General features: G+C 67.0%; 13 protein-coding genes. 4 read left to right on the forward strand and 9 right to left on the reverse strand.

Features of this window, described 5'->3' with window-relative positions; translation table 11 throughout:
- Nucleotides 1-27 precede the first annotated feature (27 nt).
- Together HPY32_RS24400 and HPY32_RS24405 are read right to left on the reverse strand one after the other, a co-directional pair.
- Nucleotides 28-624, reverse strand: a complete 597-nt coding sequence (locus HPY32_RS24400) for a DinB family protein (RefSeq protein ID WP_067593963.1) — start codon at nucleotides 622-624, stop codon at nucleotides 28-30.
- Nucleotides 621-1577, reverse strand: coding sequence for a ribose-phosphate diphosphokinase (locus HPY32_RS24405; protein WP_216676366.1), 957 nt, complete (start codon nucleotides 1575-1577; stop codon nucleotides 621-623). Before HPY32_RS24405 ends, HPY32_RS24400 begins: the two co-directional genes overlap by 4 nt.
- Before the next feature lie 184 nt (nucleotides 1578-1761).
- Between HPY32_RS24405 and HPY32_RS24410 the strand changes: the two genes are divergently transcribed.
- Nucleotides 1762-3477, forward strand: coding sequence for a hypothetical protein (locus HPY32_RS24410; protein WP_156674700.1), 1716 nt, complete (start codon nucleotides 1762-1764; stop codon nucleotides 3475-3477).
- Here the strand turns inward: HPY32_RS24410 and HPY32_RS24415 are convergent.
- Nucleotides 3448-3921 carry a flavodoxin family protein gene (locus tag HPY32_RS24415; RefSeq protein WP_067593957.1) on the reverse strand — a complete coding sequence of 158 codons (474 nt, stop codon included), beginning with the start codon at nucleotides 3919-3921 and terminating at the stop codon, nucleotides 3448-3450. The two genes, HPY32_RS24410 and HPY32_RS24415, sit on opposite strands and share 30 nt — an antisense overlap.
- Before the next feature lie 100 nt (nucleotides 3922-4021).
- Nucleotides 4022-5461 carry a proline--tRNA ligase gene (proS, locus tag HPY32_RS24420; protein ID WP_067593954.1) on the reverse strand — a complete coding sequence of 480 codons (1440 nt, stop codon included), beginning with the start codon at nucleotides 5459-5461 and terminating at the stop codon, nucleotides 4022-4024.
- 52 nt (nucleotides 5462-5513) lie between these two features.
- Here proS and HPY32_RS24425 point away from each other — a divergent pair, with 52 nt between their 5' ends.
- Complete coding sequence (locus tag HPY32_RS24425) at nucleotides 5514-6077, forward strand: P-loop NTPase family protein (RefSeq protein WP_082871737.1); 564 nt, start codon at nucleotides 5514-5516, stop codon at nucleotides 6075-6077.
- Between the two features lie 4 nt (nucleotides 6078-6081).
- Here HPY32_RS24425 and HPY32_RS24430 read toward each other — a convergent pair whose 3' ends face one another.
- A complete protein-coding gene (locus HPY32_RS24430) occupies nucleotides 6082-6741 on the reverse strand; it encodes an MSMEG_1061 family FMN-dependent PPOX-type flavoprotein (protein WP_067593952.1) in 660 nt (219 codons plus the stop codon).
- A gap of 10 nt (nucleotides 6742-6751) precedes the next feature.
- Nucleotides 6752-7723, reverse strand: coding sequence for a PDR/VanB family oxidoreductase (locus HPY32_RS24435; RefSeq protein WP_067596214.1), 972 nt, complete (start codon nucleotides 7721-7723; stop codon nucleotides 6752-6754).
- A gap of 104 nt (nucleotides 7724-7827) precedes the next feature.
- Here HPY32_RS24435 and HPY32_RS24440 point away from each other — a divergent pair, with 104 nt between their 5' ends.
- Nucleotides 7828-8442: a TetR/AcrR family transcriptional regulator C-terminal domain-containing protein gene (locus HPY32_RS24440; protein ID WP_067593948.1), complete on the forward strand. Its 615-nt coding sequence runs from the start codon at nucleotides 7828-7830 to the stop codon at nucleotides 8440-8442.
- A 26-nt stretch (nucleotides 8443-8468) separates the two neighbouring features.
- Here the strand turns inward: HPY32_RS24440 and HPY32_RS24445 are convergent, their stop codons facing one another.
- The 3 genes from HPY32_RS24445 to HPY32_RS24455 all read right to left on the reverse strand — a co-directional run bounded on the left by HPY32_RS24445 (nucleotide 8469) and on the right by HPY32_RS24455 (nucleotide 11144).
- Nucleotides 8469-9797 (reverse strand): RNA-guided endonuclease InsQ/TnpB family protein, encoded by a 1329-nt coding sequence (locus HPY32_RS24445; RefSeq protein ID WP_231951872.1) that lies wholly within the window; start codon nucleotides 9795-9797, stop codon nucleotides 8469-8471.
- A gap of 139 nt (nucleotides 9798-9936) precedes the next feature.
- Nucleotides 9937-10251: a YbhB/YbcL family Raf kinase inhibitor-like protein gene (locus tag HPY32_RS24450; protein WP_067593945.1), complete on the reverse strand. Its 315-nt coding sequence runs from the start codon at nucleotides 10249-10251 to the stop codon at nucleotides 9937-9939.
- Between the two features lie 26 nt (nucleotides 10252-10277).
- Nucleotides 10278-11144, reverse strand: a complete 867-nt coding sequence (locus HPY32_RS24455; RefSeq protein ID WP_067593942.1) for a CE1 family esterase — start codon at nucleotides 11142-11144, stop codon at nucleotides 10278-10280.
- 333 nt (nucleotides 11145-11477) lie between these two features.
- Between HPY32_RS24455 and cobM the strand changes: the two genes are divergently transcribed.
- Nucleotides 11478-12236 carry a precorrin-4 C(11)-methyltransferase gene (gene cobM, locus HPY32_RS24460; RefSeq protein ID WP_067593939.1) on the forward strand — a complete coding sequence of 253 codons (759 nt, stop codon included), beginning with the start codon at nucleotides 11478-11480 and terminating at the stop codon, nucleotides 12234-12236.
- Nucleotides 12237-12592: the final 356 nt, after the last annotated feature.

A 12592-nucleotide genomic window follows, 5' to 3' on the forward strand; every position in this document is an offset into this window, starting at 1 on the left:
GAATCCTATTGGCCTCGCCGGGAGCGTTCACTTGCGGAGCCGCGCCGCCTGTTTCGCGGTTTCCTCCAGCTTGGCTCGGTGGGTCTTCCATTGGTCCGGATCGTTGGTGGGCATGTTGTCGTTGTCGGCGAGTAGGCCCGCGGTGCCGTCGATGAGCTCACGGATGATGTCGGCGTGTCCGGCGTGCCGGTTGGTTTCGGCGGTGACGTGCACCAGGATTTGGTGCAGCGTGACGGTGCGGTGGTCCTCGGACCACCACGGGACCGAGCCTTCGGCGGTGAGGTCGAGCGCGTCGATCGTGGCGTCGGCGTGGGCCCAGGCTCGGCGGTAGAACGCGACGATGTCCGCGCGTGACTCGTCGGCGGTGGCCCACAGGTCGGCGGTGGGATCGGCCACGAAATCCTGTTGGGCGATGGGTTCGTCGTAGGGGCGGGCGAAGGTGTCGCCGAAGTAGCCGAACTCGACGACGCCGAGGTGTTTGACCAGGCCGAGCAGGTTGGTGCCGGTGGGGGTCATGGGTCGGCGCGCGGCGTATTCGGAGGTGCCGTCGAGCTTCCACAGCACGGCCTCGCGGGCCGAGCGCAGGTAGCGGTGCAGGTGCGCTTTCGGGTCGGAGGCGGTCACTGTGCCTCGAAGAGGGCGCTGACCGAATGGCCGGTGTGGATCCTGCGGATCGCCTCTGCGAAAGCGGGCGCTACCGAGATCACTGTGAGTTTCGGAACCCTGTCTCCGCGTGGAATGGGAACCGTGTTCGTGCAGACTATTTCGAGGACATCCGTCTGATCGCCCAATCGCTTGAGTGCGCCGAATGAAAAGAGGCCGTGCGTGCACGCCACCCGAATCGATCGAACCCCGATTTCCCGAAGACGATCGAGCAACTCGAGAATGGTGCTGCCCTTGGCGATCTCGTCATCCAGAATAATGATGTCTCGTCCGGCGACGTCACCGATGATCGAGTTGATGACGACCCTGTCGTCGGCGAATCGCTGCTTTGCTCCCGCCGCGACCGGAACGCCCAGCCTCCGCGCGAAATGGGCGGCCTCTTTGGCATTGCCGAGATCCGGAGACACGATCGTCGTATTCGACAGGTCATAGGATCGGAAGTGCGCCGCGAGCTCCCGCAGCGCGTGCAGATGATCGACCGGAACGCTGAAAAACCCGTGCACCTGCGGAGAATGCAGTGTCATGGTGAGCACGCGACTCGCACCGGCGGAGACGAGGAGATCCGCCACCAGCCGACCGCCGATCGATATGCGCGGAGCATCCTTCTTGTCCGATCGCGCATAGGCATAATGCGGCATGACGACCGTAGTGCGAGCGGCGGAGGCTCCCCGTGCGGCATCCAGCATCATGAACAACTCCACCAGATGCTCTTGAACGGGGCGAACGACGGGCTGGACGATGAATACGTCGCGTTCGCGGCAATTCGCGCCGAGCTGGACCTCGAGGCAGTCGTTGGCGAAGCGTCGAATTTCGGTGGGGCTGAGTGGGACCTCTAGATCGGTACAGATCTCCTGCGCGAGTTCGGGATGTGCGCTCCCGCTGAAAACCACGCTCTCGCCGATGTACCCCCGCATGTGCCTCCCACCATTGATTCGTATGTCGGGCAACAGTTTAGCGGTAGATGCGCTACGAAGTGAAGCATGAAATCACCGCCGTGGGCCGTGACCAGTCCGGTCGTCACACGGACCCGCGCGTTGCCTATTCGATCCACTCGGTAAGACTGGTTCCCGCCGGATGTGTGGATGGAGAGGACTGGGTGTGCGGGTAGGGCGGATTGCGGGGGCTCTGGGTGTGGTCGCGGTCATGCTGTGCCCGGTCCCGGCGCTCGGTGACGCGGGCCCGGTGGGGGCGGAGCGGTGTGCGGAATTGCGGGATTGGGCGACCAGTAGGGTTCCGACGCCGCTCATTGATTCGCCGGGGGTCCGGGGTTATGACGGGTTCGATCGGTTGCCCGCGGCTTCCGGTGTCTCGCTGCCCGAGCGGGTCGCCTTCCGGGGCGATACCGAAACCTTCAATCTGCAATGGGATTTCGCGGTGCGGGGTGGGCGGGTCTATGTGAAGCCCGCCGATCCGCACTCGGGGCACGATGTTTGGCGGGCCGTGCCGGTGCCTGCGTGTCTGGATGGGCATGTGATGCAGGTTTCGGCCGACGACAATCAGTTGTGGGCCAGTGACGATCAGCGCAATGTCTATGTGATGGTCAATGCGCTGTATCGGCCGGAGGACGTAGCGCGACCGTGGTTTTGGACGGGCCGGTTCGGGGCGCCGCTGTGGGGTGGGGGCGGAACGCACCTGCCTGCCGATACCAAGGCGTGGAGTTTATCGGTGCTGTCGAAGTTTCGGGACCGGACGTGGACCGATTCCGCCGGGAATGCGCAGCCTGCCGGGGGCGCGGATTGTACGACCGCCTTCGTGCTGAACGATGAGGGGAATCGGATTACGATTCTGGATCCCTGGCTGACGGGTGGGGACGACTACAGCTATCGGATGGCGACGCCGATGGGTGGGCGGTTGCGTGCGCAGGCGCTCGGCTCGGCGGGGTCGGTGACGTTCATTGTCGATCGGTACGGCCATTTGTTCACGCGGAACTGGGATTTCGATCAGTCGGGGGCGGATCAGATCTTCTTCCGGTATTCCTACGAGGATCAGCGTGGTAAGCCGACCGCCCCCGATGCCACCGTGCTCGTGGCCGACAATCTCGCACCGGTCCACGGCTTCGCCGCCTATCAACTGCCCGCGTCCGGCTGGGTCGAACAGCCCGCCATCGACGGCACCATCACCGATCGGATCTCCATTCAGAAGATCGACGGGCAGACCGGAAGCGCGGCCCGGATACTGCGCGTCGAAGGCGAGAGGAATGGCGAGACCGGGTACTGGGAGAAGCCGATCACCGCGAATGCCTGGACGTTCGTCGGGACGGGCGATCCGCTGCGCGGTAATACCTTGGCGCAGAACAGCAATGCCTACGATCTCGCGGCTCCGTCCGGTATCTCCTACTCCGCGAAGCTGTTCGGCGCGGAGGCGGAACTCCACGATTTCGACACCGCGGTCGCGGACAACGATCTAATCCTGCGCGATCCCGCCACCGGCGCGACGGCCACCCTCGTCCTGCACACGGTCGACGGGCTGCGGCCCGAACTGAGCCTGGACGAGCTCACCCGGGCCCTGCGCGACCACACCACCTTCGGGAAGCGCTCGGCCGACCTCGACGGCACCGACCGCAAGTTCTACGGCGTTCTCGAACTGCCCGACTCGGTGCGCGGCGCCCTGCCCGGCCTGCCGGAATCACTGCGGCAGGCCGTCGAATACCTCACCGGCGGAAGGGAATTCACCGACTACGGGCAGGGAGCCGGACCGGCCGACCTGGCCGGGCACGGCCGGTCGGTCACCGTCACCATCGACCGGATGGTGCTGCACGGCGACCACACCCTGACCATGCACCGGTCAGGACGCGGCGCCGACGCGGGCTCGTAGGCCCTCGGCGAAGGTGCGCGCGGCCGCCAGGTCGGCGCCGTTCGGGCGGTCCTTCCGGATGCCACCGACGATCTTGAACGGGCCGAAGGTATCGAGGGCGCGGCAGGAGAAGGTGTCGACCACGTCGAAGCCCTTGCGCTCGAGCAGCTGCACCAGGGGCCGGGAGAAGGCCGTGCGCCCCGTGTCCGGGAAACCGCTGGTGGCGAAGACGAATGCCCGGCCGCGCCGCGCCTGCGGAAGCGACTCCACGAACTCGCGCAGCCGCGCGTGGAATGCCCCCAGGAATATCCCCGAGCCGAAACCCACCAGGTCGTAGGTGGCGAGCTCGGCGACGTCGACCTGATCGGGGGAGACGACGCGGGCGTGCAGGACCTCGCCCATGATCTCGGCGATCCGCTGCGTATTGCCATGGGACACGGAGGTGCACACGACGATGGCCTTCATGATGGCGGTCCTTTCGCTTCCTCGATAATTCGGACACCCCTGGGGACACCGCCCGAACCCCGACCGTGACACCGGGCGGGTGTGGCGCCGATCACTGCGATCAGTAGGCGCGGCCGAAGACCACCCGCTTGCCGTAGGCCGACGGCGCGCCGCAGCGCACGCACGAACCGGTGGCCGGTTCGCCGTCCAGGGGGACGCAGCGCGGGGTGGCGGTCGTGGTCGACTTGATGTCCTGCTCGCAGTCGGGAGCGCCGCAGTGCAGGGCCAGGGCCCAGCCGGTGGCGACCGCGTCGGCGAAGTCGGCCCAGGTGTCGACCGTGCGGGTGTGCTCGTCGCGGAAATCCGTTGCGCGCGTGAGCAGATACGCCTGGAACTCGTCCAGGATGCCCGGCATGGCCTCCGGCAGGGAATCAATCGGCACGGCCCGTTTGCCGTCGTCGCCGAGGCGCGGGACCAGGACGACCGTGCCCGCCGCCAGATCGCGGGGGCCGAGCTCCAGCCGGATCGGGACGCCGCGCAGCTCCCACTCGTTGTACTTGAATCCGGGGGTCACCTGGGTGCGGGCATCGACATGGGTGCGCACCCCGGCGGCGCGCAGGCGGCGGGCCAGCCGCTCGGCCGCCTCGTCGACCGCGGTATCGCCGCCGCGGGTGATCGGCACGATCACCACCTGATACGGCGCGAGCCGAGGCGGCAGGACCAGGCCGCGATCGTCGCCGTGGGTCATGACGACCGCGCCGATCATGCGGGTGGTCATGCCCCAGGATGTGGTGTGGCACAACTCGTCCCGGCCCGTCTCGCCGGTGAAGCGGATGTCGAAGACACGGGCGAAATTGGTGCCCATATAGTGCGAGGTGCCCGACTGCAACGCGCGGCCGTCGCGCATCATGGCCTCGATGGTGTAGGTCTCGACCGCGCCCGCGAACCGTTCGCCCGGCGTCTTCTCCCCGGCGATCACCGGCATCGCGGCCAGATCGCGCGCGATCTCCTGGTAGATGCGCAGCCCGAGCATGGTCTCCCGGCGGGCATCGGCCTCGTCCGCGTGCGCGGTGTGCGCCTCCTGCCAGAGGAATTCGGTGGTGCGCAACAGCATTCGCGGGCGCAACTCCCAGCGCACCGCATTGGCCCACTGGTTCAGCAGCAGCGGCAGATCCCGGTGCGAGCCGATCCACCGGGCCATCATCTCGCCGATGATCGTCTCCGAGGTCGGCCGCACCACCAGCGACTCGTCCAGCTGCTTGCCACCGGCGTGGGTCACCACGGCCAGTTCGGGGGAGAACCCCTCGACGTGATCGGCCTCCCGGTTGAGATAGCTCTCCGGGATAAGCAGTGGGAAGTAGGCATTCTCGTGGCCGGTGTCGCGGATGCGGCGATCGAGCGCGGACTGCACCAGTTCCCACAGCCGATACCCGTACGGTCGGATGACCATCGTGCCCTTGGCCGGGCCGCGGTCGACGAGGGCGGCCTTGAAGACCACCTCGTTGTACCAGGCGGCAAAGTCCTCGCTCTGGGCGGTCACACCGCGCTCGTCGCGTGCCATGGCTGGGGACACTACTGTGTCCCGGGTTGCCTAGTCGATGGGATTTACGCTGATGGTTGCCGTGCGACGGATCGCGGTGGAGGGCACGTCGGGCTCCGGGAAGAGCACGCTCGCGGAGCGGATCTCCCGGCGGCTCGGGATCGCGCACATCCAGCTCGATGCCATTCACCACCAAGAGAATTGGACGCCCATGCCCGTCGCCGAGTTCCGCGCCGCCGTCGCCGAGCGGATCGCCGCCGACGCCTGGGTGGTCGACGGCAACTATCACAGCAAGCTCGGCGATCTGGTGTGGGAGCGCGTCGATGCCGTGCTCTGGTTCGATCTGCCGCGCGCCCGGGTGATGTGGCAGATCATCCGGCGGACCGCGGGCCGGATCGTCACCGGGCGCGAGCTGTGGAACGGCAACCGCGAACAGTGGCGAAACTTCTTCTCGCTCAACCCGGAACGCTCGGTGATCGTGTGGGCGTGGCGCACGCACGCCGGGAACCGCGCCCGCTTCCTCGCCGCCCGAAGCGATCCGGCATACGGGCACATCGAATTCATTCGGCTCCGCTCGCATCGCGAGGCCGACGCGGTGCTCGCCGAACTTGCCCTGCGGGCGAAACTACCTGAGTAACAGGTCAATACAGCGTCGTCCCGTAGTGTTCTTCGGCCGTGGAGGCCACTTCACCCAGGTTCACCCCCATGGCCGCTGCCTTGTCGCCCATTTCGGCTCCGGCGGCGCAGTAGAAGTTTCCGTCGAGCAGCAACGCCGCCGCGAGCTCGAGATCCGGATTCCACAGGTGCGAGCGGATGAGGGCCTTGCCGCACTGGTAGAAGACCTCCTCGACACGGACGACGGTGGCCAGCAGGGCCGGTTTGCCGTCGGCGGCGAGCGACCGCAGCAGGTCCGGCTCGTCGGTAACGAAGGCATTCCCGTTGATACGCAGGGTTTCCCGGACGCCGGGGACCAGGAACAGCAGGCCGACGCCGGGGCGTTCGACCAGATTGCGGAACGTGTCGATGCCCTTGTTGCCGGGGCGGTCCGGGATGGCGAGCGTCCAGGGATCGAGCACCTTCACCGAGCCCGGCGGGTCGCCCTTGGGGCTGGCGTCGACCTGGCCCGCCGCGTTGACCGAGGCGAATACGTAGAAGGTGCTGTGCGCGATGAAGCGGCGGGCGAAGTCGCCGATGCTGGGCGACTTCTTCTCCTCGATGAATTTCGTCGGGTAGCCGATGATCTCGCGGATGCGTGTCATGTCGATGGGCCGGTAGTCGTCGGCCGCGGTGCGTCGATTCATGGTCGGCTCCTTACACGTCGAGGACCAGCCGAGGCCCCAGCGCGCGGGATACACACACGTACATGCGGTCGTTCGCCGCGCGCTCGTGCTCGTCGAGTACGTCGTCGCGGTGATCCGGAATGCCTTCCAGCACACGGGTTTCGCAGGTGCCGCACAGGCCCGCACGGCAGGACGAGGACGTAGCCAGCCCGGCCGCGCCCAGGACGTCGAGAATGCTGCGCCCGGGCGGGACCGTCAGCGTCCGGTTCGAGCGGGCACAGACCACCTCGAACTCGGTATCGGGACGAATCTCCTTGGGGCGCGGCACGAATCGCTCGGTATGCAGGGAGCCTACCGGCCAGTGCGCCATACCCTCGGCGAGGGCCGCCAGCAGCGGTTCGGGCCCGCACGCGTACACCCCGGTGCCGGGTTGCGGCTCGGCCAGCAGCTCGCCGAGGGGGATGCGTCCGGCGCGGTCGCTCGCATACAGTCCGACGGCCGGGCCGAAGGCCGCCAACTCCCCGGTGAATGCCATCGAATCCGCGCGGTGCCCGCCGTAGGCCAGCCGCCACGGCCGTCCCGCGGCGGCGGTGGCGCGGACCATCGCCAGGATCGGGGTGATCCCGATACCGCCCGCGACGAACAGGTAGCGGCTCTGTTCTCCGAGTGGAAAGTGGTTGCGCGGACCGCGAATTCGGACCCGCTGGCCGGGGCGCAGGAAGGCGTGCACATACTCCGACCCACCCCGGCTGCGCGGGTCGCGCCGGACCGCGATGCGGTAGTTCTCCCGATCGTCCGGCGGGCCGCACAGGGAGTACTGCCGCGTCAGGCCGTTCGGCAGCAGCACGTCGATGTGTGCGCCCGGTTCCCAAGCGGGCCACGGGTTTCCGTCCGGAGCGGCGAGCCACACCGACACCACTCCCGTGGCCTCCAGGCGCAGCTGCCGCACGATCGCGGGCCGCGCCTCGTTCGCCGCGGGCTCCCGGTGTGCTCGTTCGATCATGGTGCCGGACATCGCTCCCACCTCCCTTGAACAAGGATCAAGACCCCGTCCCGCCCATTACACTTGATCCAGGATCAAGACGTCAAGGCGAATCGGGAGGCACGGTGGGATTGGACCGACAGCAGGTGGTGGACGCGGCCCTGGATCTGCTGGACGAGATCGGCCTGGACGCGCTGACCATGCGCAAGGTGGCCGAACGCCTCGGGGTGCGGCTGAATACGGTGTACTGGCACGTGTCCGGCAAGCCGCAGCTGCTCGAGGCGATGGCCGATCGAATGCTGTTGGGCTGCACCGACGAACCGCTGCCCGAGCCATGGGTGGACCGGTTGCGCGAGCTGGCGCACCGCTATCGCCGCGCCCTGCTCGCGCGGCGGGACGGAGCCCGGGTGGTCGCCGGAACCTATCCCGCCGAGCCGTGCACGTTTCGTCTCGCCGACGCCATGGTCGCCACCCTGCTCGATGCGGGCATCGAGCCGCGCGCGGCGGCCTGGTCGGTATGGGCGATCGCCTACTACACCCTCGGCCTCACCCAGGAGGAGCAGGCGGCCGCGGCGCCGGATATCGCCGACCGGATCGGTGCCGCGCTCGCCCCCGGCGACTATCCCGCCCTGTCCGCCACCATGCCCCACCTCTTACCCGGCGACTTCGACCAGCGCTTCGATTTCGGCCTCGACCTCATGCTCACGACCTTGACCGACAAGCACGGGATCCGGCGCTGAGCCGGTAAGTGATGCCGAGCGCGTCATCAAGCGCGGTCGGGGTCTAACGGAGGCCGGGATTTGCCGTCGACAGTGGTGAGTTGTTCGGGGAGCGAACAATTGGAAGTCTTGACGTGCTCCGCCATTTGAAGGTGGGGGATTTTCTCCTGTACAGCGCATGCTGCACTCCGATGGCTTCCTGTTTCACCGGGACGCGCCACACCGGAGTGTGGTCTTATCTTCCCTCCACAGGCGTTTAGCCTGTCGGCCCGTCCGGCCGCCAGGATGTTGTTCGCGGCATTCACGTCCCGATCATGGACGACCCCGCACCCCTGACACGTCCACTCACGAACATGCAGGGGTTTCGGGCCGTCCTTCACGCCACACGCCGAGCACACTTGGCTGGTGGGTTCGAACCGGCCGATCCGACCGAAGTACCGGCCATGCTTGACGGCCTTGTACTCGAGCATGGCGACGAACGCGGACCATCCTGCGTCGTGTACGGACTTCGCCGACCGCGTGCGGGTAAGGCCGTTCACTGCGAGGGTTTCCACGTACACCGCTTGGTTCTCGCGGATGATCCTGATGGATTCCTTGTGATGCCAGTCTCGCCGCCGCTCGGCGACACGCGCGTGCTGCCGCGCCACCCTCACCCGAGCCTTCGCCCGGTTCTTGCTGCCGTTCTGTTTGCGGGACAGGTCCTGTTGCAGCTTCCCGAGCTTGCGTTCCACCCGCCGCAGGAACTTCGGCGCGGTGACCTTCCGGCCGTCCGACAGGACAGCGAGGTGCGTGAGGCCCAAGTCGATTCCGGTCTCGGTGTCCGACTCCGGTAGTGGTTCCGGTTCGGTGTCGGCGACGAACGACGCGAAGTACCGGCCCGCCGCATCCCGGATCACTGTCACCGACGACGGATCGGAGGGGAGTCTCCGAGACCACGCGACCTTCACGTCTCCGATCTTCGGCAAACGAAGCCGTCCGGTCCCGGTGATCGTGAATCGTGCGTTCCGGGTGAACCGGATGGCTTGCCGATTGTCTTTGCGGGACCGGTATCGGGGCGCAGCGACCTTGCGGCCCTTCCGTTTCCCGCTTAGCGAGTTGAAGAAGTTGCGGTAGGCCGTACAGCAGTCGGCGAGCGCTTGCTGTAGCACGACCGCCGATACCTCGGTGAGCCATGCCCGGCCGGGCGTGTTCTTCGCTTGGGTCACAACAAGCTTGGACAGTTCCCCGTCGGTGATGAACGGTAGACCGTTCTCGTATGCATGCCGACGCAGTGTGAGCGCATCGTTGAACACGACCCGAGCGCATCCGAACGCCTTCGCCAACTCCATGCGCTGACCCGGTGTCGGGTAGACGCGGTAGTTGTAGCGCAGCTGCACACCACAACCCTATTGGAGCTGCTGCGCCAGCACTGGCGGGCGAAGCGGTTGTAGTTTGGTTCGTACTTCGCCGAGTTCGCTGGTTGCGCGCCCGATCAGGGGTTTTGCGGCCGTACATCGAGCAGCAGGATCGTCCGGTTCAGGGCACGCTCGGCCCTGGCCGCCCTCCCGGGGCGAGGCAGTGGACGACCGGGATGGGGGTCGGTGCGTCGGGGTCCTCCAGGACCAGGAGCAGCTGGGCCGTGCCCTCGGGGACGCCGGACCAGGTCAGCGCGGGGGACAGGTCGCTGCCGCCGACGCGCTCGGCGGCGTGGATGAGGTCGAGGGTCGACTCGTGGGCGAAGTCGGGGCTGGAGAGCTCGAAGGTGTTGCCGCCGGACAGGTTCGGGCGATTCCAGGCCAGGCGGTGGTCTCCCGCACGCCGATTCCGGAGGACCTTGCCGAGGAATGCCATCGAAACTCCTTGCCGGGGGTGCTTGTTCAGATCTTGCGGGTGTCGGCCGCCGTGAGCAGCGGCTCGGCGAAGCGGTAAATCTCCACGGCGGCATCGAATTCCATGGTGGTGGCCATGCCGGGGGCTTCGCCCCACTCCCCGGGCAGCGGGGTGCCGGGCCAGGTGTGGCCGCCGCCGAACACCGTCCAGGCCGACACCTGGGTTCCGCCGACGCCGCCGGTCACGGTGTGTCGGCTGGATTGGTCGGTGGCCGCGGTGTTCTCGGGGCCGTCGCACTGATCGATCCGGCGCCAGTGCTCGGCGGATTCGGTCAATCCCAGTGTGCGGCCGCGCAATTCGCCGTTGGGGCCGCGCCACCGCGAGTAGCCGCCCTCGATGGGCTGGGTGGTGTCGTCGGTGCCGTTGATCAGCAGTGCGGAGACGGCGTGGGTGGGCCGCAGATCGCTCAGCGAGGTGGGCAGGCCGCCCGCGACCGCGGCGAAGACCGGTACCAGCTCGCTCGCCTCCAGCGCCAGCCGATGAGACATGAACGCGCCGTTGGAGATTCCCGCGACCAGCGTGCGATCCGGCGAGGTGTCGAAGCGGTCGGCGCACCAGTCGATGACGGTGCGCAGGAAGGCGACATCGTCCACGCCGTCGGCATCGGCGGCCGTCACCCCGCGCCCGTCGGCCCACGACCCCCGGTAGCCGTCGGGATACCCGACGGCGATCCCCCACTCGTCGGCATACTTGCCGAAGGTCGTCAGATCGACCATGACCCGCCCGGTGATGGCCGGATGATGACCATGCAGCAACAGCACCAGCGGCGACTCCCGATCCCGCGGCGCCCGCACGGCAAACGTGCGGGCCAGGCCACCAATGCCCACCTCACCCGAAACCAACTCGTCGGCCATGCGGCATCCTCCCCTCGCCCGATACGAAGCCCACCTGCGCGATTTCACCCTACTGTAAAGAGCCCCGGCAAAGATCTTGCTGTCGGGCATCTCACGGAGCTCGCCGAACGGCGGTGTGATTATCGCCGAAATTTACTAGCTTCGATGTCATGGATACACGAAAATTATTGGCGGACAATAAATTTGAAGCCTCGCGCTGAGTTGAACTGCCCCTTGTGGTTCCGGCGTGCTTTTGGCCGGAATCTCGCGAGGTCCCGGCCAAAAGCACGCCGGGACCAAGAGCAAGAGAGTGGGTGGCTGCTGTCGACGCAACCCGATACATAGACTCCACCTATGACCGTGCACTTCATTGGGGCGGGACCCGGGGCTGCCGACCTGTTGACCGTGCGTGCGGTGGCGCTGCTGCGGGCGGCTCCCGTCTGTTTGTATGCGGGTACCTATCTCGATCCGGAGGTGCTCGGGCACTGTGCGCCGGGGGCCGAGTTGATCGATACGCAGCATCTGGATCTTGATCGGATCATTGCGCACTGTGTGCGGGCGCACGGGGAGGGTAAGGATGTAGTGCGGCTGTGCTCCGGGGATCCGTCGCTGTATTCGGCGCTTACCGAGCAGGCCCGGCGGCTCGATGGGCACGGCATTCCGTGGGATGTCACGCCCGGCGTGCCCGCTTATGCCGCGGCGGCGGCGGTGCTCGGGGCCGAGTTGACCGTGCCGGAGGTGACGCAGTCGGTGGTGCTCACTCGGACTCGGGTTCGGTCCACCGTCATGCCCGAATCCGAGGCGCTGGTCAACTTCGCTCGCACCCGCGCGACGCTGGCCCTGCACCTGGCCATCACCCGCGCTCGCACTCTCGCGGCGGAGCTGGCGCGGGAGTACGGCCCCGACTGCCCGGCCGTCGTGGTGTACCGCGCGAGCCAGCCGGAGCAGCGTGTGTTGCGTGGCACCCTGTCCGATATCGCCGATCGGGTCGAGGCGGCGGGGCTGCGGCAGGCGGCGGTGATCCTCGTCGGGCGGGCGCTCGCCCCGGCGCTCGACTGCGCTCCCTCTCATCTCTACGATCCGGCTCGAGAACGTCACAGTTCGCCCGGGTAAGCCTGGTGAACATGACGTACATGCCTTGCCGGACGGAAGCTTTCGCGCCTTCCCGCGAAACATCCTGTGGTGATGTGATATAGCTATGAACCTTCTTCGTTGTGGAACCGGGGTGGGCGGTAGATTGGTTCGGTGTTCATCAGCAGGAGTGAGGCCGATCCGTGGCCGCCGGGAGTGGTCGGGCCCATGTAACAAGATCGGCCCGAAGGACGGTTAGGTCCTATGAACATTTTTGTCTGATTGAGATTCGAAGTGAGCCCCGTACGTTCGGACGCCGCGCCAGGAACAGGTGAGCGTCCACGTCGGTGTGTCGTCGGGGAGGAGCACTGCAGGGTGCTCCGGAAGCGAGGTTACGG

This window comes from Nocardia terpenica (genome assembly GCF_013186535.1).
Classification (GTDB): Bacteria; Actinomycetota; Actinomycetes; order Mycobacteriales; family Mycobacteriaceae; genus Nocardia; species Nocardia terpenica.